Here is a 23,222-nt window from a genome sequence, read left to right on the forward strand (position 1 = left end):
GCTCATTAGATGAAAAAAGCCTCCGCTTAAAAAGGCCGTCTGAAAATTTCTTTTCAGACGGCCTTTTCCTTTTCTACAAATCAAATGCGGCGTTAATCAAACGTTTGGTGTAATCGTTTTGCGGATGGTGGAAAATCTGATCCGCGCTGCCGTACTCAACCATTTCGCCCTGCTTCATCACGATCACATTATCGCTAACGGCGCGCACGACAGACAAATCATGACTGATGAACATATAAGTCAGGCCGTATTTCTTTTGCAAATCGCGCAAAAGCTCGACTACTTTGGATTGTACGGAACGGTCAAGTGCAGAAGTCGGCTCGTCCAAAAGAATGAATTTCGGGCGCAGGATAACGGCGCGTGCAATAGCTATACGCTGACGCTGGCCGCCGGAGAATTCATGCGGATAACGGTTGAGCGCGTCAAGCGGCAGGGACACTTCCTTCATGACTTCCAAAACGCGCTGGATACGTTCTTTTTTAGTCATCTCAGGATGATGAACCGTCAAACCTTCACCAATAATTTCACCAACTGTAAGGCGTGGGGAAAGCGAACCGAACGGATCTTGGAACACAATTTGCCGTTGCGATTTCAGACGGCATGCTTCCTCGGCTGTATAGTTTTTCAGGTCTTTGCCTTCAAAGAAGATATGGCCGGTATAAGGCAGCATCTGCATGACGGCTTTGCCCAGCGTGGATTTTCCGGAACCGGACTCGCCGACAACGCCCAATGTTTCCCCTTCTTTTATTTTGAGGCTGATGCCTTTGACGGCGTCGAAAGTTTTGAGCGGCTTGCCAAAAAAGCTTTGCTTCAATACGAAAGAAACATTGACATTATCGGCATCGATTAACACACCGGCGTTGTTTTCTTCCGGCTCTTTCATGCCTTTGGGAATGGCATTGATGAGTTCGGCGGTATATTCGTGCTTCGGATGGGCAAAAACTTCTTTGATTTTGCCGCGCTCGACAATTTCGCCGTTACGCATGACGCAGACGGTTTTGGAATAGTGTTCCGCCAAACCCAAATCGTGGGTAATGAAGATAATCGCCATGCCCATTTGCTGTTGCAAATCGTGGAGCAAATCGAGAATCTCGGCTTGAATGGTTACATCCAAAGCCGTGGTCGGTTCGTCGGCAATCAGCAGGTCAGGTTCATTAATGAGTGCCATGGCAATCATGATGCGTTGCAGCTGGCCGCCGGAAAACTCGTGTGGATATTGTTTCATGCGGCGTTCGGCTTCTTTGATGCCCACACGCTCCAACAATGCCAATGCCTTCAGCCCTGCTTCTTTGCGGCCGAGCTTTTTATTGTGCACACGCGCCGCTTCAATCAGTTGCGCACCGATACGCATAAACGGATTGAGCGAGGTCATCGGCTCTTGGAAAATCACGCTGATGCGGTTGCCGCGCAAATCACGCAGGGTTTTCTCATCGGCATCCAAAATGGAAATGCCGTCAAAAGTAATGCGCGAATCTTTGCCATAACGGGCAAACTTTTCAGGCAACAGGCGCATAACGGACATAGATGTTACAGACTTGCCCGAGCCGGACTCGCCGACCAAAGCCAATGTTTCGCCCTCTGCCACTTTAAAGCTGACATTACGCACGGCGTGCACGTTTTTTTCATGCAATTCAAAATTGATGTCCAGATTTTCTACAACCAGTAACTGTTTTGTCATTTTGATTATCCTTTTGGTTGTGGTTTAGCGGTCTTTCGGGTCGAGCGCATCGCGCAGGCCGTCGCCGATAAAGTTGAAACAGAACAAAGTGGTTACCAAGAAGAAACTCGGCACGAGCAGCTGCCATGGTGCGGCTTCCATCGAAATTGCGCCTTCTTGCAGCATCGAACCCCAACTGGTCATCGGCTCTTGCACACCCAAGCCCAAGAAGCTCAAGAAGGATTCAAACATAATCATGCCCGGTACCAGCAAAGAGGCATACACCATCACCACACCCAAAACATTCGGAATAATGTGGCGCGTTACGATTTTACGTTTTGCCACGCCGCTCACACGTGCCGCTTCGACAAACTCTTTATGCTTCAAGCTCAAGGTTTGGCCGCGCACGATACGCGCCACGTCCAGCCAAGACACCAAACCCACGGCGGCAAAAATCAAAAGCAAGTTGCGGCCGAAGAATGTGGTCAGCAGAATGACGAAAAACATAAACGGAAACGCGTTCAAAATTTCCAAAAAGCGCATCATCAGCGAATCGAGCTTACCGCCGATAAAGCCGGCAATCGCGCCATAAAGCGTACCGATGACAACAGCCACCAATGCGCCGGCCACACCGACCAGCAAGGAAATACGTCCGCCGGTTGCCGCACGCGACAGCAAATCACGGCCGAGCAAGTCCGTACCCAGATAGTGATGAGTAGAAAGGGACGGCGGAATCTGCATATTGTCCCAGTCGGTGAAGTCGTAGGTGTAGCGGACAATCCATGGTGCCACAATCACAAAAATACTGATCAGCAACAGGATAATAATGCTGTACACCGCCGCTTTGTTTTGTTTAAAACGCCGCCATGCGTCGCTCCACAGGCTTTTGCCGTGCACTTGGGCGTATTCTGCTGCCTCTGCGAGGGCCTGAGTCTGCTTCTTTTTGAATAACATAATGTTCTCTCTCGCTTTTTATTCTTTCTTCAGGCCGTCTGAACGTTTCAGACGGCCTTTGCGCAAATGGGATTAATAACGGATTTTCGGGTCAATAATGGCATACAGAATATCGAGGATGGCGTTGAACAAAATGGTCATAATGCCCACCAAAATCGTCAAACCCAAAATCATGCCGTAGTCGCGGTTGAGCGCGCCGTTGACAAATAATTGTCCGACGCCGGGAATACCGAACACGTTTTCAATCACAATGGAGCCGGTAATGATGCCAACGAATGCCGGGCCTAAGAAAGAAACAATCGGCAGCATGGCGGGACGCAGCGCATGGCGCAGGATGATGCGGCTCATGGGCAGGCCTTTGGCGCGTGCCGTACGGATAAAGGGGCTGTTCAATACTTCAATCATCGCACCCCGCGTAATCCGCGCGATACTGGACACATAACCGATGGACAAAGTAACGACAGGCAGAATCAAATTCATCAGTGCGCCATCGTTCCAGCCGCCTGCAGGCAGCCATTGCAGTCTGACAGCAAACACCAGCACCAATACCGGCGCCATCACAAAACTGGGAACAACGATACCGGTCATCGCGCCGCTCATTAGCGAATAATCCAGCCAGCTGTTTTGTTTTAAGGCGGCGATGATGCCGATAAACATGCCGAAGATGGCGGCAATCAAAAAGGCGTAGAAACCAAGTTCTGCCGATACTGGCAGGGATTGGGCAAGCAACTCATTAACGCTGAAATCTTTATATTTGAACGACGGCCCCAAATCCCCCTGCGCCAACTGCTTGAGGTAGTGGAAATATTGGAGGTACATCGGGTCATTGAGGTGGTATTTGGCTTCGATGTTGGCCATGACCGCAGGCGGCAAATTGCGTTCGCCTGTGAACGGGCTGCCCGGTGCAAGCCGCATCAGAAAAAACGATACGGTAATCAACACCAGCATGGTCGGGATGGAAGCACATATCCGTTTGATGATGAATTTCAACATAATCAGGCTGTCCTGTCTGAACATACCGGACTCGTGAAAACAAAGCTGACCTGAAGCGGAAATCGGATGAATGGCAGCAGGCGTCTGTAACGTCGCCGCGCCGGTTTCTCTCTCTATTCCGACCGGGTTATTGTTTTTATTCGGAGTCGGGTAAGGTTTTTTAGTTTTTAGATAATTGTTGTGATAAGGCCGTCTGAAACTTTGTATCCGCCGTTTCAGACGGCCTTTCACGTTAACGCGCCAAAGGTTTGGTGCGTTCAATCAGCCATGCTTTGGCCGCGCCTTCTGTCAAAGGCTCGAGACGGCGGCGCACTTCGGCGTGATATTGGTTCAGCCATTCGATTTCGCTGCCGGTCATCAGTTTGGTATCGATCAGGCGCGTATCGATTGGACAGAGGGTAACGGTCTCAAAATACAGGAATTTGCCGAACTCGGTTTCCTCTGGGTTTTCAACCGGACGGTTGATTACCAGGCTTTCGATACGGATACCCCATTTGCCCGGACGGTAAAGACCCGGCTCGTTGGAAGTCAGCATGCCTGACTTCATCGCGTGATGCGGTTGCGGCACGGCGGCAACGGCAATGCTTTGCGGACCTTCATGCACATTGAGGAAATAGCCCACGCCATGACCTGTACCGTGACCGTAATCACATTGCGCCTGCCAGAGTGATTTACGACAGATGGCATCAATCATCGGGCCTTTGATGTTTTCAGGGAAAATGGTTTCCGCCAGAGAAATATGCGCTTTCAACACCAAAGTGTAATCGCGCTTCATGGCCGCACTCGGATTGCCGACAGGCACCACACGCGTGATGTCGGTCGTACCGCCCCAGTATTGGCCGCCGGAGTCAATCAGCAGCATACCGTCGCCTTTGATTTTGCTGTTGTTTTCCGGTGTCGCGCTGTAATGAGGCAAGGCGGCATTGGCATTGTAGCCGGCGATGGTGTCGAAACTTGGCGAAATAAAGCCGGGACGTTGGCTGCGGTGTTTATAGAGCATGCCGTCGATGTCCAGCTCGCTCAATTCGCCGCCGTCTGCCAAGATTTGTTCAAACTCGGCAAAGAAGCCGCACAATGCCGCGCCGTCTTCCGCCATGGTATTGCGGATATGGGTAATGTCGGCATCGGATTTGACTGATTTGAAGAATGTACTTGGGTGGATGGCTTCAATCAAACGGACGTCTTCAGGCAGGCGGCGCAAAGTACCGACAGCGGTTTTGTTCGGATCAATCAGCAATGCGCCCTTAACGCCTGCCAAATAGTCCGCCGCTTGCGCATAAGGCAATACTTCAAAACCTGCCGCTTTCAAAGCTTCGGCAGATTCGGCTTTCAGACGGCCTGCATCGGTAAACAATACGGCTTTGTCTTGACTGATAAACAGATGGGACAAGAACACAGGGTTGAACGGCACATCATCACCGCGCAGATTGGTAATCCAAGCAATGTCATCCAAAGAAGAAACCAAATGTGCATCTGCGCCCTGCTCTTTCATGGCCGTACGGATACGGGCCAGTTTTTCGGCCGCAGTTTCGGAAACGTAGTCGGGATGGTGAACGTAGATTTCCGGAGTCGGCAATGCAGGACGGTCGTCCCATACTTCGTCCAACAAAGTTTCAGGATATTCGAGGCGGATGTTTTTGGCGGCAAGTGCCTGTTTCAAACCGCGCTCGCCGCTGAGTGCGAACATATCGGCAGGCGCGCCGACGACGGCGCCCTCGGGCAGATTTTGTGCCAACCATTCGGTATAAGGCGCATCAACGCCCATTTTTTGCAGCTCGATGCCGTTTGGCGCAAGCTGTTGGCCAGCCTGTTCCCAATAGCGGCTGTCGGTCCACACGCCTGCTTTATCGGCGGTTACCACCAAAGTGCCGGCCGAACCGGTAAAGCCGGAAAAATCGCGGCGTGCCTGCCAATGCTCGGGCAGGTATTCGGAAAGGTGTGGATCGGCGGAAGGAATGACAAACGCGTCCACGCCATGTTTTTTCATGGCTTCGTGTAAAGCGGACAAACGTTGTTGTACAGATTTCATGTGTTATGTCTCCTGTTGTTTCAGACGGCCTCTGTCATTAAGGCCGTCTGAAAACTTGTACTGTCTATAATCAATCTATTTTTTCGGTGCGAACGACCAGCTCTTGACCGTGTAGTTCCGCAAAGGGTCTTTGTCGGAATAGCCGATAATATCGGGTTTGACCATACGCACTTCAACCTGATGATACAGCGGAATCAGTGCAGCGTCTTCTTGAAGCTGCTTCTCCGCATCGGCATAGAGCTGGCTGCGCGCTTCCTTGCTGACACCATCTTTCAGCGTATTGTTCATAAATGTATCAAACGCCGCGCTTTTGTAGCGGAATGCATTGTTTGAGTTGTTGGATTTCAAGATATTGAGCATGCCCGCCGGATCGTTGAAATCGGAACACCAGCCGCTGAACGAAACCTTGAAATTGCCTTGCGCGCGCGTATCCAAATAAGTTTTCCATTCCTCGTTGGACAAAGTCGGACGGATAAACGGAATGGCGGCTTTCCACACCGACTGCACGGCAGTAATTTGTTTTTTGGACGCTTCGCTGGTGCTGTACAAAATATCGAACTCAAGCGGATGGTCATCGTTGTAGCCTGCTTCGTTCAACAGTTTGCGCGCGGTTTCGATGCGTTTTTCAGGCGTCCACTCTTTCCACTCAGGATAAACGGGAATCACGCCCTGCATTTGCGGCGGCGTCAATTGGAACGCAGGCGTATCGCCGCGGCCGCCCACTTTAACGACAATGTCGCGGCGCGTCAGCATATTGAGCGCCTTGCGGACGCGCGGATCATTAAACGGCGCCGCTTCGTGGTTCGGCTCCAAATACCAGCTGCACAAAGAAGTCGTGCGTCTTACTTGGCCTGGAAACTCAATATCCGCCACTTTGACCTGATCGCTGGGAATGCCGTAAGTCACATCAATTTCATTGGCACGATAACGGTTGTACTCCCCGCTGCCTGACAAGAAAACCGCCTTCGGAATGGCCACTTTGTCTTTATCGTAATAATTGGGATTGCGTTCCATATTGATGTGGCTGTTAACTTTCCAATCCGTTAACAGATAAGCGCCACTGGAAACATACTGACCGGGCTGCGTCCACTTATTGCCATATTTTTCAACAGTGGCGCGGTGAACCGGAAAGGTGAATTGCTGAATCAGCATATCGGGGAAATAAGGCACGGGCGCAATCAGCGTAAATTGCAGGGTCTTCGCGTCCAATGCCTTGACGCCCAATGTCTCAGGCTTGGCTTTGCCGTTTAATATATCTTCCGCATTTTCCACTTGAGCATCGACCAAATAGCTGCCGAAAGGTGCGCCGGTAGCCGGATCGGCAAGACGGCGGAAGCTGTATACAAAATCTTCGGCAGTAATCGGATCGCCATTGCTCCATTTGGCATCACGCAGATGGAAGGTCCAAATACGCTCGCCCTCGCTCTCCCATTTTTCCGCCAAAGCAGGAATGGTTTTACCTTCGGCATCCGTACCGACCAAACCATCCATCAACTGACGGATAATCGCACCGGCCGCCATATCGCCGCTCATCTGAGGATCCAGCGTACCCGGCTCGACACCGTTGCTGACCACCACGCGCTCATAATCGGTACGCTTAAACTCAGGAGCAGGTTTAACATCGCGGCTGCACGCCGACAATGCGAATACGGCAGCCAATGATGCAGCCAACAGCGGATAGGTTTTTCCGGCCATATTTCATTCCTTCTTTTGGGTATTCTTCTTTTTCAGACGGCCTGATTATTCAAACTACACTCAACTACATTTATTTATGAAGTTCTCCAGCATAGTTAAATCATCTATTTCAAACCATGAAAATAGTGTTTTAAACCACATATTCCATCGAAATAATAATAGCCGTCTAAGATTGTCGGCAAATTAACACAAAAATACGTAACTGAAAACTATTTTTCAATTTATCCTACGATAAGTTACAAATGTATTGATTTTTTATGTTTTGTCAAATAAGATTATCCGAGCTCTTTCGCCATAAGCAAGAAAAAGACATAAAAAGGAGAATCAAATGAAGAAGTTATCTTACTTTATTGCCACTGCCCTCATCGGCTCTTCCATAAGCGCCGCCCACGCCGAACCTAAAATGAGCGGCACCATCTACATCATGACCGAGGTCGAACACAACAATAAAACCGGTGTAACCAATACAACCATTTCCGATAAAAGTTCCAGTCTTTATCTCTCCGATGAAGTACGACTCAACAACGACTTATGGTTGAAATGGCAACTTGGCTCCTTTATTTACTTCGATTCCGACCGCTGGGGCGGCTGGGGTACTGCCGACTCATACGTCGCTCTCAACAGCTACAAAAACCTCGGCACCGTCAAAATGGGCTACATCAGTACGCCCATGAACAGCATTTATCTGAACCCGTTCGACACCAACAGCCCGATTTTGGAGTTCGGCAAAATTTCCCGCTTCGGCCAACGCCGTGTTTCCATGGCTTATGAGTCGCCTTGGAAAAACGGCTTCCAATTCAAATTCAACGTTTCCCCCGGTTCCAATGCCGCGCGCAATAACAACAACTGGAATCCGGACAAAAAACGTGACGGTGACTGGGTCTTCGGCTGGGGTGTGGACTACTACCACCCCAACAACGGCTTTAACGCGCACTACGCTGCCGAATACGCACCCAACGACTCTCCGACCGAAACCAAAGACTTCCAAGCCCACGCATTCATGGCCGGATACAGCAAAGACAAAATCTCCGTCGATGCCGCGTTCCAATACGCCAAAAATACTTGCGACGGCTTTAGCTGCTGGGGGCCATGGGAGGAGGAGAAGAATGGTATAAAAATAAAACACGAAGACAAAGAAATCAACAACACCAAAGAATTTATGGTGTCGGGTTCATATAAAATCGGCAATTTCAAACCTCAAATCGGCTTTGCCTACGGTAAAAGCTCTATCGGCGAAGACTACAAACACGTCGCCGTCAGCACCGATTACAGCTTCTCCAAACGGACAACTGCCACACTCGGCGCCGGCTGGTTGAAAGAAAACGTCAATCCGAAATACGAAGAAGATTTGCCGAAAAAATCTTCTTACGCCGTGGGCATGGTATTCAAACACCGCTATTAATGCCTGACAGATTAAAGGCCGTCTGAAACAATTTGTTCAGACGGCCTTTTCTACATCCTATAAATAAACTTGCAGCCCACCTTAAAAATCATTACATTGCCCACACTCAAGCCACAAAAACGTCATCATGAATGCCCACCGCACCCTCATTATCTCTGTTTTCATCGTCGCCAGCTGCGGCCTCGCCTACGAGCTCATCATCGCCGCACTCGCAAGCTATCTTTTGGGCGACAGTATTTTGCAGTTTTCCTCCGTCATCGGGCTTTATCTGTTTTCAATGGGCATAGGCGCGCACCTGACCCAATACATTAAAGATAAAGACGTGTTGCACCGCTTTATCGAAATCGAACTTTTGGTCGGCATCATCGGTGGCATTTCCGCGCTGGCATTATTTGTGGCCTTCGGTTTATCCGCCGCCCCGTTCCGCACCCTGCTCTACGCCTTCGTGCTGATTGTCGGCATGGTCGTCGGCATGGAAATCCCGTTGGTTATGCGCGTGTTAAACCGCAAAGGCGCGGAGTTTAAAGAACTCGTTTCCAAAGTCCTGACCTTCGACTACTTGGGTGCACTTGCCGTCTCCTTATTATTTCCGCTCCTGCTCGCCCCCAAACTCGGCATGGCGCGTTCCGCCCTCTTGTTCGGCATCCTCAACGCCGCCGTCGCCTATCTGACCGCCCGCGTGTTTAAAGCCGAACTGCCACGCTACCGCGCCATCCGCCTGCGTGCGCTAATTGTCTTGTCCATCCTCGCCATTACCTTCGCCTACGCCGACCGCATTTCCTTCAAAGCCGAACAAAGCTATTTCGGCGATCCCGTCGTTTATCAAAGCCACTCGCCCTACCAAAGGCTGGTTGTTACCCGCTGGAAAGACGACACCCGCCTCTACATCAACGGCAACCTGCAATTCTCCTCACGCGACGAAGCCCGTTATCATGAAGCACTCGTTCTGCCCGCCATGCAGATGGTGCCGAACGCCGAACGCGTGCTGATTCTCGGCGGTGGCGACGGATTGGCAGCACGCGAAGTCTTGAAATATCCGCAAGTCAAAAATGTTACTTTGGTCGATCTCGACCCCGACATGACCGCTACTTTTAAAACCTCCGCCACCTTAAACGCACTCAACCAAGGCTCGCTGTCCCATCCCAAAATGCACGTCGTCAACGACGATGCCGCCAAATGGCTGGAAGGGTCGTCTGAAAAATTCGACGTTATCATCATCGACCTGCCCGACCCCTCCAATTTCTCGCTGGGCAAACTCTACTCCGTTCCCATGTACCGCCTCGTCGCCCGCCATCTTCAGCCGCAGGGCAAAATCGTCGTCCAATCCACCTCGCCTTATTTCGCCCCCAACGCCTACTGGTCGGTCGTCGCCACCCTCGAAGCCGCCGGCCTTTCTACCGCGCCTTATCACGTCTACGTCCCCTCCTTCGGCGAATGGGGATTTGTGTTGGCAGGCTTCGATAAGCAATTCCCCGTCCCGCAAAAATTCGACGTTCCCACACGTTATCTCAACGCCCAGACCGCCGCCGAAATGTTCCGCTTTCCGCCCGATATGGCAAGGCGCAAGGTTGAAGCAAATTATTTGAACAACCAAATCCTCGTCAGCTATTTTGAAAGCGATTGGAACAATGTGATGCGATAGAATATCTAAAGGCCGTCTGAAACATCAGTCTTCTTTTTATCTCCGTTCAGACGGCCTCATCGTCCGTTTACCCTTTTTCACACAGCATTTGCTTGAAAAAATAAGGTTTATCTTTATCTAGATAAAACACAATTGACACTATCCGTTGAATGAAGGAACAAACACTTATGCAGTATTTTGGAATCGGTTTTTTGGTTTTAATCTTTTTGGAAATCATGTCCATCGTCTGGGTTGCCGACTGGATAGGTGGCGGCTGGACGCTGTTTGTGATGGCCGTCAGCTTTATCAGCGGTATCTTTATGCTGCGCCATACCGGTATTTCCGGCCTTTTGCTCGCAGGCGCAGCCGTCCGCAGCGGACAAAACATTTCCCTCTATCAAATGCTGTGGCCGATTCGCTATACCGCCGCCGCGGTTTTCCTGCTCAGCCCCGGTTTTATTTCAACCGCCGTCGCCCTGCTCTTGCTGATTCCGTTTAAAGGCAATACGCCCGTTTCTTCTGCACAGTCTTTCCAAAGCCGCCAAACTTACGGCCCTGCCAAAGATGATGAAGACATTATCGAAGGCGAATACACGGTTACGCGCACCGGCAAAGCCGACAAACCGCAAGACTATATCGAACACAAACCCGATTGATGACTTCCTTCATAACAGGCCGTCTGAATTAGGAATACCTCAAAAGTGTTTCATATTTCAGACGACCTGAGTCATTTCCGGGCTTTGAAAATGTAAATATCGGTTTGTAATTCGGTTATTCCGCATAAATCATTTAAAATAAGCAACTATTTTGATTCTAAAAACGACACGGTATCCAATGAACGTTCAACGTCTTTTCCCTCTCTCCCTCAGCTTGATTACCGCCGCTGTTTTATCGGCGTGCGCCACCCAAAACACACCGACTGCTTCGAAAACCGAAAGCGTCGTTCAGCCTAAATCCACTTCTATTCCTTCACGCCGCGCCGACAGCGAATCCAAAGTCCTGTCCGATTACAGCCAATACCAAAGCGCCGTCGATGCCGCCAAACGCGGTGACGATGCTTGGGTACAACAATTTTTATCCCAAGCCAGTGACAGCGCAATGGCTGAAAACGTCCGCAACGAATGGTTGAAAACCTTGGGCGCGCGCGGCCAATGGGATTTATTCCGTCAAGAATTCGGCAAATTGAACGCCGCCGGCGTCGCACAAGAAGTGCAATGTTATGCCGATTTGAGCAGCGGCAATGACAGCAAAGCCGCCGAACTGGTTCGCGTGACCGGCAAACTGCCTGCCGGCTGTACCCGCTTGGTTGAAAGCGCGGCAGCTTCAGGCCGTCTGAACACCAACGATGCATGGCGTCGCGTGCGCGGCTTGTTGAGCAACAGCCAAACCACGGATGCACGCAACCTCGCCGCCGCATTGGGCAGCCCGTTTGAAGGTGGCGCGCAAGGTGCGACCGAATACAGCCTGTTGAGCGTAATCGGCAAAGATGCACGCAAATCCGCTTCTGCCGCCGCTACCCTGTCCGACATGGAATCAGGCCTCAGCCGCGAACAACGCAGCTTCGCATGGGGCGTATTGGGCCACTACCATGCACAAAGCCAAAATATGCCGACCGCTTTGAGCTACTACGGTCGCGTTTCCGACCGCAAACAACTGACCGACGAACAATTGGAATGGTACGCACGCGCCGCTTTGCGTCTGCAACGTTGGGACGAATTGGCAAGCGTGATTCAGCATATGCCTGAAAAACTGCAAAAAGACCCGACATGGCAATATTGGCTGGGCCGCAGCTTTGCCGCACAAGGCAAAAGCAGCCAAGCCAAAGAAATGTATGAAAAAGCTGCCGCTTCCGGCCGCAATTTCTACGCCGTAATGGCAGGTGAAGAACTGGGCCGCCGCATCAATACGCGCAACAATGTTTCCGATGCCGATGCCAGAGACGTCCGCCGTATGAGCGAAGACGGTGCCATCAAACGCGCATTGGTTCTGTTTAAAAACAGCCAAAGCAACGGCGATTCCAAAATGCGCCGTCAGGCACAGGCGGAATGGCGTTTTGCCACCCGCGACTTCAACGAAGACAACCTGCTGACTGCCGCACAAGTCGCTTTCGACAACCAGTTCTACGACATGGCAATCAACAGTGCCGACCGTACCGACCACAAACTCAACTACAAATTGCGCTATATCTCTCCATTTAAAGACCTGACCGTCCGCTATGCCGCACAGGCAGGCGTTGACCCGGCATGGGTTTACGGTTTGATTCGTCAAGAGAGCCGCTTTGTCATGGGCGCGCAATCCAGCGTCGGCGCGCAAGGCCTGATGCAGGTCATGCCTGCAACCGCCCGCGAAATCGCCGGCAAAATCGGCATGAGCAGCAGCGAACTCTACACCATGGACGGCAACATCCGCATGGGTACTTGGTACATGGCAGATGCCAAACGCCGCCTGCAAAATAACGAAGTAATGGCCACCGCAGGCTACAATGCCGGCCCAGGCCGCGCCCGCAACTGGCAGGCTTCTTCGCCTTTGGAAGGCGCCATCTACGCCGAAACCATCCCATTCACCGAAACCCGCGACTACGTGAAAAAAGTCATGACCAACGCGACTTATTACGCGTCATTGTTCAATGAACCGCAAACTTCGTTGAAACAACGTATGGGTACGGTTCCCGCCCGCTATTAATACCCGATATGCCGTCTGAAAAGTGAGACAGAATCAAACGTTCAGACGGCCTGCAATCTTGACAGACTATCGGGTTTATAAGATAATCGCCCGATTGTTTCTGACCGAAAAGGTCACTTGCACGGCAAAAGCCGACTTGTTAGGAGGTGATGTTTACATCACGGCGCGTATCCCGCCCTGCCCTAGGCAAACCAGCGATACAACAACTCCCCCATTATGACAAACCGTCCTCTATTTCTTAAAACGGTTTGATTGAACAAAATTTAAAGGAAATAAAATGCCTGCTATTCGTGTTAAAGAGAATGAACCATTTGAAGTTGCCATGCGTCGTTTCAAACGTGCCGTAGAAAAAACCGGTCTGTTGACCGAACTGCGCGCCCGTGAAGCGTACGAAAAACCAACTACTGAACGCAAACGCAAAAAAGCTGCTGCAGCCAAACGTCTGCAAAAACGTCTGCGCAGCCAACAACTGCCTCCTAAAATGTACTAATTACAGGCCTGCCCTGTGATAAACGACACACCGCAAGGGCAGCTTTGCGGTGTGTTTTGTTTTTCAGACGGCACCTTTTTATTGATATAAAGTGAGCACATTATGAGCCTAAAAACACAATTAACCGAAGACATGAAAACCGCCATGCGTGCCAAAGACCAAGTGTCTTTAAGCACCATCCGCCTGATTAATGCCGCCATCAAACAATTTGAAGTAGATGAGCGCACTGAAGCCGATGACGCAAAAGTCATCTCTATCCTGACCAAAATGGTAAAACAGCGCAAAGACAGCGCCAAAATCTACACCGAAGCCGGCCGTCAAGATTTGGCTGACAAAGAAAACGCGGAAATCGAAATCCTCAATCGCTACCTGCCGCAAATGATGTCCGCAGAAGAAATCAAGACTGTCGTTGAAGCAGTCATTGCAGAAACCGGTGCATCAGGTATGGCAGATATGGGCAAAGTCATGGGCGTATTGAAGACCCGCCTGGCCGGCAAAGCCGACATGGGCGAAGTCAACAAGGTTTTGAAAACCGCATTGACTGCTTAATCCTCAATAATCAAAAAGGCCGTCTGAAATATTATTTTCAGACGGCCTTTCTTATTGTGCCAATCAAGCAGCAGTTACTTTACCTTCATGACGCAACAAAGTAATCAAATCGCTGATACGTTTTTTCATGGAACGGCGATCGACGATTTGGTCGATTGCCCCCTTCTCCAACAAGAATTCTGCACGTTGGAAACCTTCCGGCAAGGTTTCACGTACAGTCTGCTCAATAACGCGCGGACCGGCAAAACCAATCAGCGCATTCGGTTCTGCCAAAACCACATCACCCAAGAAGGCAAAGCTGGCAGACACGCCGCCCATGGTTGGGTCAGTCAATACGGAAATAAACGGCAGACGTTTTTCAGTCAGCAAATGCAAAGCCGCGCTAGTCTTCGTCATCTGCATCAAAGAGTTGACCCCTTCCTGCATACGCGCACCACCGGAAGCCGCCACGCAAATAAACGAACAATTATCTGCAACGGCACGACGTACACCCTGAACGAAACGCTCGCCCACGACCGAGCCCATAGAGCCGCCGATAAAACGGAATTCAAACGCAGCCACCACGACAGGCAGGCCGTTCATGGTGCCTTTCATAACAACCAATGCATCGTCTTCACCGGTTGCTTTACGCGCAGCCGCGAGGCGGTCGGGATATTTTTTACTGTCTTTGAATTTCAGCGGGTCGGTCGGTTTAATATTGGCTGCAATCTCTTCACGGCCTTCTTCATCCAAAAGCAGATTCAAACGTTCGCGCGCAGAAAGCGGATTGTGGTGATTACATTTCGGGCAGACTTCGCTGTTTTGCTTCAACTCGGTTGAATAAACGGTTGCCGAACAAGACGGACATTTGTGCCACAGGCCTTCAGGGACGCTGGACGAACTGCTTCGGTTTTTAATTTTCGGAGGAAGAATTTTATCTAGCCAGCTCATGAATGACTCCTTGGAATTCAGAATTCAGACGGCCTGTTGAATGTAAGGCCGTCTGAAATAATGGAATAAAAAATTTAGCGAATCGCGTCTTTCAACTCTTTAACCAACGCGCCTACTGCTTCGGCCTCGCTACCTGCGTGGCTTTCAATCTCTTTGACGATACGGCTGCCGACAATAACGGCATCCGCTACCGCGCCAATCTTACGCGCACTCTCCGCATTATTAATGCCGAAGCCGACACCGATTGGAATATCAATATATTTGCGCAAAAGCTCTATTTTACGCGAAACTTCTTCAGTATCCAAACTTGCCGCACCGGTTACACCTTTGAGCGATACATAATACACAAAACCACCGGCTACTTTGGCAATCGTTTGAATACGCTCTTCAGTTGTTGTCGGCGCAATAAGGAAAATACAATCAATACCTTGCGCTTTCAACGAGTCATGCAGCGGGGTAATGGTTTCTACCGGGGAATCCACAGTCAACACGCCATCTACGCCCGCGTCGGCAGCCGCTTGTGCAAACGCTTGATAACCCATTTTATGTACTGGGTTCAAATAGCCCATCAAGACAACCGGCGTTTTATCATTGGTTTGGCGGAACAAACGTACTGTTTCCAATACGTCGTGCAAAGAAACATGATTTGCCAACGCCCTTTCGGCCGCACGCTGAATGGTCGGACCATCCGCCATCGGGTCAGAAAACGGCACACCCAGTTCCAAAATATCGGCACCGTTAGCCACTAGGCTGTGCATCAATGCCAAGGTCGTCTCAAGGTTGGGATCACCCACTGTAATATAAGGAATCAGTGCTTTTGCGCCATTAAGCGCTGAGAAAGTTTGTTGGATTCTGCTCATTTTCTGCTATCCATTTCATCGATTTGAATGTTGTCCGACAGCCTAATCTATTCTGCCGTTACATTTTATTGTAAAAAACTTAGTCTGCCGCAAAAAACAAATGGCCGCTTTTCCCAATCGGCAAACAAGAGGCTAAGTATAACATTTACGGCTATTTCATAGAATCATTTGCAATCAAGATTCTGATATTTCGAAAGCAATATAAAACAATAAAGGCCGTCTGAAAACAATTCAAACAGCCTTTACAATAATCAATCATGCAAATCTTTGTATGCCTTCGCACTTTTGATCACAATTTCCTTATCGATTACGGCTCGACATGGTGGTTTTGTTGTTCAGAACCCAGATGACGCTCCAAATCAGACAAAATCTGCATCAGACCATGACGGACTTCTTCCGCATTGGCGGCAGGATTGCCGTTTGCATCCAAAGCGCCACGGCTGAACGTATCGATATACGGTTCAAACGTATCTTTCAGTTTCAACAACTTAACGACATCTGAGCGCGTATATCGATCGCCACCGTATCCAATCACAATATTATTTTCATGTTGCCATTGGGCAAACTGGGCCGGACTGATTTGTACCAATTGGCACATCTCATCCAACGTAAAATAACGCTTGGCAGGAATAACCGGGTTATTGTTGTTTGTCATAGTAATGCTCCACCATGCCTTTGAGTTTTTGGCTGGCATGGAAAGTTACCACACGGCGTGCGGTAATCGGCACTTCTTCGCCGGTTTTAGGGTTACGACCCGGGCGTTGAGGTTTGTCGCGCAATTGGAAATTGCCGAAACCGGAAATTTTAATTTCTTCGCCACGCGCCAAAGTGCTGCGGATTTCTTCAAAAAAGAGCTCGACGATTTCTTTGGCATCATTTTTGGTGACGTTGCTGACTTTGTCGACCAAAATATCGGCCAATTCTGCTTTAGTTAGTGTCATGTGTTTACCTTCATTCAAACTGGTGCAATTATTACCAAAATTCTTTTAAAAATCAAGTCCTCACCAAAAAATCAAATATGATTGGCAATTTTTGGCGACAACTTTTATCTTGTTTTAAGCACGAAGTTGCGCATCTTTTTCGGCCGCGGCTTTAATCATTTTCGCAACCAAAGGCTCGATGACTTCATCTGTCAGCGTGTTTTCCATATCCTGCAAAATAATTTTGACGGCAACGCTCTTCATGCCTTCAGGCACGCCCGTACCGCGGTAAACGTCAAATACACTGATTTCTTGAACCAGCTTGTTCGCCGCCGCTTTCAGGGCATTTAACAAATCATCATGCGTTACAGCTTCAGGCATTACAAATGCCAAATCTCGGCGTGCAGGTTGGAATTTGGATACGGTCTGATAACGGGTTTTCTCACGGCCCAATACCGCATCCATATCGATTTCAAACACCAGCGGCGCTTGTGGCAAATCATATTTTTGCAACCATTTCGGATGCAACTCGCCAATAAAACCAACTACTTTGCCGTCTGAAACGATATTGGCGGCACGTCCTGGGTGCAATGCCGGATGTTCGGTCTTCACAAAGGATACTTCTTTGTTTTTCAAGAGGCTCTCAACATCGGCTTTCATATCGTAGAAATCTACGTTGCGTGTTTTCTCGCCCCATTGCTCAGGCAACACGGAGCCATACCACAAACCGCCGATACGTTCATTTTGAACAAATTGATCAGCCGAATCTTTGCGGAACACGCGGGCAATTTCAAATACGCGTACACGGTTTTGCTTACGGTTCAAATTGTTTTGCAAAACTTCCACCAAACCGCCGATAAGCGTAGAACGCATGACGGCATACTGCGCCGCCAACGGATTTTGCAGGCGGATAGGATGGGTATTGGCAGCAAAGTCTTGCTCCCATTGCTCATCCACAAACGCATAGCTGACCACTTCGCGGTAACCGCGAGCTGCCATTTCGTTATAAACTGCAAAACGCGGGCGTTTGGTTTCAGGCAGAGCCAACATTTTCAGACGGCCTGAAGTATAGTCGTCAGGAATATTTTCATAACCGTAAACGCGGCCGATTTCTTCAATCAAATCGGCTTCGATTTCGATGTCGAAACGGAAGCTAGGAGAAGTAACACGGAAGCCTTCTGCGGTTTTCTCAGGCTGCAAACCCAAGTGTTGCAAGATAATTTCAACTTGCTCGGCAGGGATCTCAACGCCCAATACCGTTTTCAGACGGCCCAAACGCAATTCGACCTGTTTTGCCTCAGGCAATTTGCCTTGTGCCTCAACCATTTCACCGGCTGCGCCACCGCAAATCTGCAACACCAATTCGGTAGCACGCTCAATGGCATCAGCTTGCAAGCGGTAATCCACACCGCGTTCAAAGCGGAAAGAAGAATCCGAACCAAAACCGTATTGACGGGATTTACCGGCAATAATCTCCGGGGCAAACCAAGCCGCTTCCAATACAATATTTTGCGTCTCATCAGAAACCGCACTTGCCTCGCCGCCCATCAGACCGGCCAAGCTCAACACACCTTTTTCATCAGCAACCACCAGTGTATTGTCAGCCAAAGTAACGATCTTCTCGTTCAGACACGCCAACGTCTCGCCATTTTGAGCGCGGCGGACAATCAAACTGCCCGACAGCTTGTCGGCATCGAAAACATGCATTGGCTGACCGATTTCCAGCATGACATAGTTGCCGATGTCCACCAATGCGGAAATGCTGCGGATACTGCTGCGTTCCAAACGTTGTTTCATCCAATCAGGAGTAGCCGCTTTCGCATTGACATTTTCAATAACGCGGCTGATAAAACGGCCACAGTCGGCCGGTGCATCAATACGGACAGCCTGTTTTTTCTCGCTGCTGATAGAGGCCGTCTGAATTTCAACAGGCGTAAACGCACATTGAGTCAACGCAGAAACCTCACGCGCAATACCCTTAACGCTCAAGCAATCAGCGCGGTTAGGCGTAATTTTCAACGTAAACAACGTATCGTCCAAATCCAAGTATTCACGGATGTTGGTACCGACAGGCGCATCTTCAGGCAGAATGTGCAAACCATCTACACCATCATCAGACAAACCCAGTTCATTGGTCGAACACAGCATACCGTTTGATGGCACACCACGCATTTTAGTCGGCTTAATTTTGAAATTGCCCGGCAAAACAGCACCCGGCAAGGAACACGGCACTTTAATGCCCGGCTTAACATTCGGCGCACCACAAACAATCTGAACCAACTCACCCGTACCGGCATCGACTTGGGTAACGTTCAAACGGTCTGCATCAGGATGCTTTTCAACAGATTTTACTTCGGCAACAACCACGCCACTGAAAGCAGGGGCAGCAGTATCGATTTCTTCCACTTCCAAACCGGCCATGGTCAAAAGATGTTCCAGTTTATCGGCAGAAAGATCAGGATTGGCTTGGGTTCTCAGCCATGAATAAGGAAATTGCATGTTATGTTCTCAATCAACTAATTAACTTTTGTTTTATCAGATTTTGTTTTCAAACAACCTTTTCTTGGGTGGTAGGCTACGTTTTAGAATTTCAGCTAGCTTGAAATTTTTCAATCGTTATCGTTTGTACAGGGAACAGGCCAAATCTTTGTTGTATGACGTGAACGGCAACTTCCGATGCATCGATGCCAATCCATTCTCTCCCTAAATTTTGTGCTGCCCACAAGGTTGAGCCACTGCCTGCAAAACAGTCTAAAACAATAGAGTCAGGGAGAGATGATTGAGCAATAATCATTTCCAGCATTTGAGCATTTTTTTCAGTTGGATAAATAGGGTAAACAGGATCTTTATACTGCCAAATATCCTGTATCTTTTTTCCCTTATGCTCATCGGCAAATTTTTTTATACGCGGAACACCATTTTTTGACCACTCTAATAATCCCTGTTCATCCAGCTTATCCAATTCAGATGGGGTACTGCGCCAATGCCTACCCTTCGGAGGCAAAATTCCACGCCACATTCCACCTGTTTCCCCATTTTGCGTTTCACCTGGTGCATGGACAGGGACCGTATTATAACGTCGCCCATTCTCATCAACCTTTTGAAACATTTCTATTTTGTCTTCATTGGTTAGTGGAATGGTAATGTTGTTGAAAATATTTTTTTTAGCGTTTTTAGCATAAAACAAAATCATATCTTTTTCATTGCCGAATGCTCGCCGTACAAAATTTTTGGGGTTCGATTTGATTCGGGCTATATCATTTTTAAAATTTTCCGCACCAAATACTTCATCCATAATAATTTTCAGATAATGCCCAACTTTACTATCAATGTGTACATAAATTGATCCACGAGGCGACAATAATTCACGCATTAAAATCAGGCGTTCACGCATGAATTCCAAATACTCTTCCATGCTGCGACTATCAGAATATGCAGTAATACCGTAAGTAGTACGACTTATGGTACTGCTTCGTCCATCTGATACAGTGAAATTTTGTTTTGTGTTATATGGCGGATCAATGTAAATCAAATCAATCCGTTCGCGATAGCCACTCTTAAGCAAGGCAGAGAGTGCATGGAAATTATCGCCGAAAAACAAAAGCGGAAGCGGTTTATTTAAGTCAAGCGGCGGAATTCTTTCAGCTTGTTCGATAATCTGATTTTCAGACTGCTTGTTGGGATAAATAAGCTGCATGGTCATACCGAAAACAAATAATCTCTCAACAAAACCGCCGATACGACCACTTCGTCATTAGTAAACGAGGAAAGCTCAGTAAACATTTTACCTCTGCTTTCAATATATAAAACACCGTCTAAAATTGCGATGGTTTTAACCCGACGAGAACAAGGCGCAAGCGACGCGCGCATAGTTGCCAATGCGTCATTAAATTGAGCATTCTGATGTCCGCCGAAATCGGTTAAAAACTTGGCTTCGCCGATGATAAACGTCTGATTGAATTTAGCGATAAAATCCAATCCTTTATTATGTTGATAGCCCAAATGTGTTTTGGCAAATACTTCCATTGCCCTATCGCCGGCATTAAACACAATATTTCCTTGATAATTCAGAAATTCATCTACATTATCAGTAACCGGCACACCCAACGCACCGCTGGCAATCCAAGTTTTAAACAATGGGCCGATTTGGCGGTTAGTTTCTTTAGGAACAGTAGTTTTGTCCAAAATCTCATCAAAACCCATTTCAATCAATATTCCCGCCAAACGGCTTACAGTAGCAGGATTGCGGTCAATCGCAGTTTTGTCCCGTTTTAGGTAGGCGACATAGCTGTCTTTAATCGGAAATATTTCCTGTTTGAGCAAAACGTGCAGCAACTTTTTACCGTCCTGATTATCCAGATGTATGCGAATTTCGTTTTGCGTTTGTAAAGGTAATTCTCGGCGCAAATTAATTGACATGGGATACACACGGTAGAGTTGATCCAGGTAATTACTTTGAGCTGCCAACTCAATACTTTTTTGTGTCCAAAGATTCATATTGTTCCTTTTTCAGACGACCTGAAATTCTGCTATTTCGCAAACTGTTTCAAAAAGTTCAAATCGTTATCAAAAAACAGTCGCAGATCGTTCACGTTGTAGCGCAACATGGCAAAGCGGTCGAGACCGATACCGAAAGCGAAACCGGTATATTTTTCAGGGTCGATATTCACATTTTTCAACACGTTAGGATGTACCATACCGCAGCCGCCGACTTCCAACCATTTACCGTTTTCACCCATAATGTCGATTTCGGCAGAAGGCTCAGTAAACGGGAAGAAAGACGGACGGAAACGTACCTGCAAATCATCGCGTTCGAAAAAGCGGCGGATAAAATCGGTAAACACGGCTTTCAAATCGGCGAAAGTTACGCCTTCTTCTACCCACAGGCCTTCAGCTTGGTGGAACATGGGCGAGTGCGTAGCGTCGCTATCCACGCGGTAAACGCGGCCGGGGGCGATAATGCGGATGGGTGGCTCTTTTTTGTCGAGCATATAGCGGATTTGAATCGGGGAAGTGTGCGTACGCAAAACGTCGCCGTTTTCAACGTAGAAAGTATCTTGCATCGCACGCGCTGGGTGATTTGCAGGAATATTCAAGGCTTGGAAATTATGGAAATCGTCTTCGATTTCAGGGCCATCCGCCACTTCAAAACCCATACCGTGAAACAGCTCGACCACTCGTTGCAAAGTTAAAGTAACAGGATGCAAACCGCCATACTCTTGTGCACGGCCCGGCAAAGTAATATCCAAGGCTTCTGCAGCCAATTGGGCTTGCAACTTGGCTTCATTCAGGGCATCGCGTTTGGCATTAAAGGCTGTCTGAAACTGATTTTTGCATTCGTTGATGTGCGCGCCTATGGTTTTACGCTCTTCAGGAGACATTTGACCCAAAGTTTTCAAAAGTCCGGTCAATTCGCCGGTTTTACCAAGATAGCGTGCTTTAATTTGTTCTAAGGCATTGAAGTCTTGCGCGGCTTCAATAGCGGCAATACCTTCTGCAACGATACGGTTTACATTTTCCATGGTGGTTTATCGTCTGTTTGTTGATGGCAGGCCGTCTGAAACAACAAAGCCGTCTGTTGGGTTTGATTGCAAACCTGTTCAGACGGCCTTTTGTATTAGTGCGGCCAATCCGTTTGATAAGAGGGGCCTATTTTATCGCAAATCAGTATAAAAAAATAGAGTTTAAAGAAAGAAAATCAACTACATAGAGTTTCTTTTGAAAAAGAAAAAAGGAAGCATAAGCTTCCTTTTTAAATAATCTTATCGAATTAAGCAGCCAAAGCAGCTTTAGCTTTTTCAACCAATTGTGCAAATGCAGCTTTGTCGAATACAGCCAAATCAGCCAATACTTTGCGGTCGATTTCGATAGCAGCGCGTTTCAGGCCGTTCATGAATTTGCTGTAAGACAGACCATTTTCACGAGCACCTGCGTTGATACGAACGATCCACAGTTGACGGAATTGACGTTTGCGTTGGCGACGGTCACGGTATGCGTATTGACCGGCTTTCATTACCGCTTGTTTGGCAACACGGTAAACGTTTTTACGACGACCGCGATAGCCTTTGGCTAACGCGAAGACTTTTTGGTGACGAGCACGAGCGGTAACACCGCGTTTTACGCGTGGCATATTCTAAACTCCTTAAGCGTAGGGCAACATTTTAGCAACAGAAGCCAAATCGCGTGAATCCACCATAGCGGTGCCGCGCAATTGACGTTTAGTTTTAGTGGTTTTTTTGGTCAGGATGTGACTTTTGAACGCATGACCGCGTTTTACACCACCGTTACCCAGTACTTTAAAGCGTTTTTTCGCGCTAGACTTGGTTTTCATTTTAGGCATTGGAAAACTCCATTCGTTATTAGATAAGGTATAAGGGGGTTTTGAAATAAATTTCAAACACTTGAAACCCAAAATACCACGGTTTTTGCCGCTAATTAAA

At 48.5% G+C, this 23,222-nt stretch carries 21 protein-coding genes; 6 read left to right on the top strand and 15 right to left on the bottom strand.

Annotated features, from left to right (window positions below; all coding sequences use genetic code 11):
- Nucleotides 1–73: 73 nt before the first annotated feature.
- The 5 genes from ACTHSA_RS00620 to ACTHSA_RS00640 form a co-directional block, all read right to left on the bottom strand.
- Entirely contained in the window at nt 74–1,678 is a 1,605-nt protein-coding gene (locus ACTHSA_RS00620; RefSeq protein ID WP_049335541.1) for an ABC transporter ATP-binding protein, read from the bottom strand.
- A 24-nt stretch (nt 1,679–1,702) separates the two neighbouring features.
- Nucleotides 1,703–2,611 carry an oligopeptide ABC transporter permease OppC gene (gene oppC, locus ACTHSA_RS00625; protein WP_049335539.1) on the bottom strand — a complete coding sequence of 303 codons (909 nt, stop codon included), beginning with the start codon at nt 2,609–2,611 and terminating at the stop codon, nt 1,703–1,705.
- A 72-nt stretch (nt 2,612–2,683) separates the two neighbouring features.
- Nucleotides 2,684–3,604, bottom strand: coding sequence for an oligopeptide ABC transporter permease OppB (gene oppB / locus ACTHSA_RS00630; RefSeq protein ID WP_036472303.1), 921 nt, complete (start codon nt 3,602–3,604; stop codon nt 2,684–2,686).
- 232 nt (nt 3,605–3,836) lie between these two features.
- On the bottom strand, nt 3,837–5,633 hold the full coding sequence (locus ACTHSA_RS00635; RefSeq protein ID WP_049335537.1) for an aminopeptidase P family protein: 1,797 nt from the start codon (nt 5,631–5,633) through the stop codon (nt 3,837–3,839).
- A gap of 75 nt (nt 5,634–5,708) precedes the next feature.
- The gene (locus tag ACTHSA_RS00640; RefSeq protein WP_440378779.1) at nt 5,709–7,328 is read right to left on the bottom strand and encodes an ABC transporter substrate-binding protein; all 1,620 of its coding nucleotides are present in this window, start codon (nt 7,326–7,328) and stop codon (nt 5,709–5,711) included.
- 328 nt (nt 7,329–7,656) lie between these two features.
- Here ACTHSA_RS00640 and ACTHSA_RS00645 point away from each other — a divergent pair, with 328 nt between their 5' ends.
- From ACTHSA_RS00645 to ACTHSA_RS00670, 6 genes are all read left to right on the top strand, one after another.
- Entirely contained in the window at nt 7,657–8,730 is a 1,074-nt protein-coding gene (locus ACTHSA_RS00645) for a porin (RefSeq protein WP_440367933.1), read from the top strand.
- A 124-nt stretch (nt 8,731–8,854) separates the two neighbouring features.
- Complete coding sequence (locus ACTHSA_RS00650) at nt 8,855–10,372, top strand: polyamine aminopropyltransferase (RefSeq protein WP_440378788.1); 1,518 nt, start codon at nt 8,855–8,857, stop codon at nt 10,370–10,372.
- A 167-nt stretch (nt 10,373–10,539) separates the two neighbouring features.
- Nucleotides 10,540–11,007: an FxsA family protein gene (locus ACTHSA_RS00655; RefSeq protein ID WP_036490296.1), complete on the top strand. Its 468-nt coding sequence runs from the start codon at nt 10,540–10,542 to the stop codon at nt 11,005–11,007.
- Between the two features lie 178 nt (nt 11,008–11,185).
- Nucleotides 11,186–13,033, top strand: coding sequence for a transglycosylase SLT domain-containing protein (locus ACTHSA_RS00660; protein WP_440367118.1), 1,848 nt, complete (start codon nt 11,186–11,188; stop codon nt 13,031–13,033).
- A gap of 277 nt (nt 13,034–13,310) precedes the next feature.
- Nucleotides 13,311–13,523 (top strand): 30S ribosomal protein S21, encoded by a 213-nt coding sequence (gene rpsU / locus ACTHSA_RS00665; RefSeq protein WP_003680926.1) that lies wholly within the window; start codon nt 13,311–13,313, stop codon nt 13,521–13,523.
- A gap of 102 nt (nt 13,524–13,625) precedes the next feature.
- Nucleotides 13,626–14,072, top strand: coding sequence for a GatB/YqeY domain-containing protein (locus ACTHSA_RS00670; RefSeq protein WP_004519479.1), 447 nt, complete (start codon nt 13,626–13,628; stop codon nt 14,070–14,072).
- Between the two features lie 63 nt (nt 14,073–14,135).
- Here ACTHSA_RS00670 and accD read toward each other — a convergent pair whose 3' ends face one another.
- The 10 genes from accD to rpmI form a co-directional block, all read right to left on the bottom strand.
- Nucleotides 14,136–15,002 carry an acetyl-CoA carboxylase, carboxyltransferase subunit beta gene (gene accD, locus ACTHSA_RS00675; RefSeq protein WP_222570393.1) on the bottom strand — a complete coding sequence of 289 codons (867 nt, stop codon included), beginning with the start codon at nt 15,000–15,002 and terminating at the stop codon, nt 14,136–14,138.
- A gap of 74 nt (nt 15,003–15,076) precedes the next feature.
- The gene (gene trpA, locus ACTHSA_RS00680; RefSeq protein WP_440367116.1) at nt 15,077–15,862 is read right to left on the bottom strand and encodes a tryptophan synthase subunit alpha; all 786 of its coding nucleotides are present in this window, start codon (nt 15,860–15,862) and stop codon (nt 15,077–15,079) included.
- Nucleotides 15,863–16,169: 307 nt separating this feature from the next.
- Complete coding sequence (locus tag ACTHSA_RS00685; protein WP_440367114.1) at nt 16,170–16,517, bottom strand: hypothetical protein; 348 nt, start codon at nt 16,515–16,517, stop codon at nt 16,170–16,172.
- Nucleotides 16,501–16,803 carry an integration host factor subunit alpha gene (locus ACTHSA_RS00690; RefSeq protein ID WP_003680933.1) on the bottom strand — a complete coding sequence of 101 codons (303 nt, stop codon included), beginning with the start codon at nt 16,801–16,803 and terminating at the stop codon, nt 16,501–16,503. The genes ACTHSA_RS00685 and ACTHSA_RS00690 overlap by 17 nt, the downstream gene beginning before the upstream one ends.
- 114 nt (nt 16,804–16,917) lie before the next feature.
- Nucleotides 16,918–19,281 (bottom strand): phenylalanine--tRNA ligase subunit beta, encoded by a 2,364-nt coding sequence (gene pheT, locus ACTHSA_RS00695; protein ID WP_440367112.1) that lies wholly within the window; start codon nt 19,279–19,281, stop codon nt 16,918–16,920.
- 91 nt (nt 19,282–19,372) lie between these two features.
- Nucleotides 19,373–20,479 carry a site-specific DNA-methyltransferase gene (locus ACTHSA_RS00700; protein WP_440367110.1) on the bottom strand — a complete coding sequence of 369 codons (1,107 nt, stop codon included), beginning with the start codon at nt 20,477–20,479 and terminating at the stop codon, nt 19,373–19,375.
- Between the two features lie 2 nt (nt 20,480–20,481).
- Complete coding sequence (locus ACTHSA_RS00705) at nt 20,482–21,279, bottom strand: restriction endonuclease (RefSeq protein WP_314060029.1); 798 nt, start codon at nt 21,277–21,279, stop codon at nt 20,482–20,484.
- Nucleotides 21,280–21,311: 32 nt separating this feature from the next.
- Nucleotides 21,312–22,304, bottom strand: a complete 993-nt coding sequence (pheS, locus tag ACTHSA_RS00710; protein WP_314060031.1) for a phenylalanine--tRNA ligase subunit alpha — start codon at nt 22,302–22,304, stop codon at nt 21,312–21,314.
- 248 nt (nt 22,305–22,552) lie between these two features.
- Nucleotides 22,553–22,912 carry a 50S ribosomal protein L20 gene (rplT, locus tag ACTHSA_RS00715; protein ID WP_003675502.1) on the bottom strand — a complete coding sequence of 120 codons (360 nt, stop codon included), beginning with the start codon at nt 22,910–22,912 and terminating at the stop codon, nt 22,553–22,555.
- A gap of 12 nt (nt 22,913–22,924) precedes the next feature.
- Nucleotides 22,925–23,122, bottom strand: coding sequence for a 50S ribosomal protein L35 (gene rpmI, locus ACTHSA_RS00720; RefSeq protein WP_003675505.1), 198 nt, complete (start codon nt 23,120–23,122; stop codon nt 22,925–22,927).
- Nucleotides 23,123–23,222 lie beyond the last annotated feature (100 nt).

It is taken from the genome of Neisseria sp. P0008.S002, assembly GCF_051962805.1.
Taxonomy (GTDB): Bacteria; Pseudomonadota; Gammaproteobacteria; order Burkholderiales; family Neisseriaceae; genus Neisseria; species Neisseria perflava.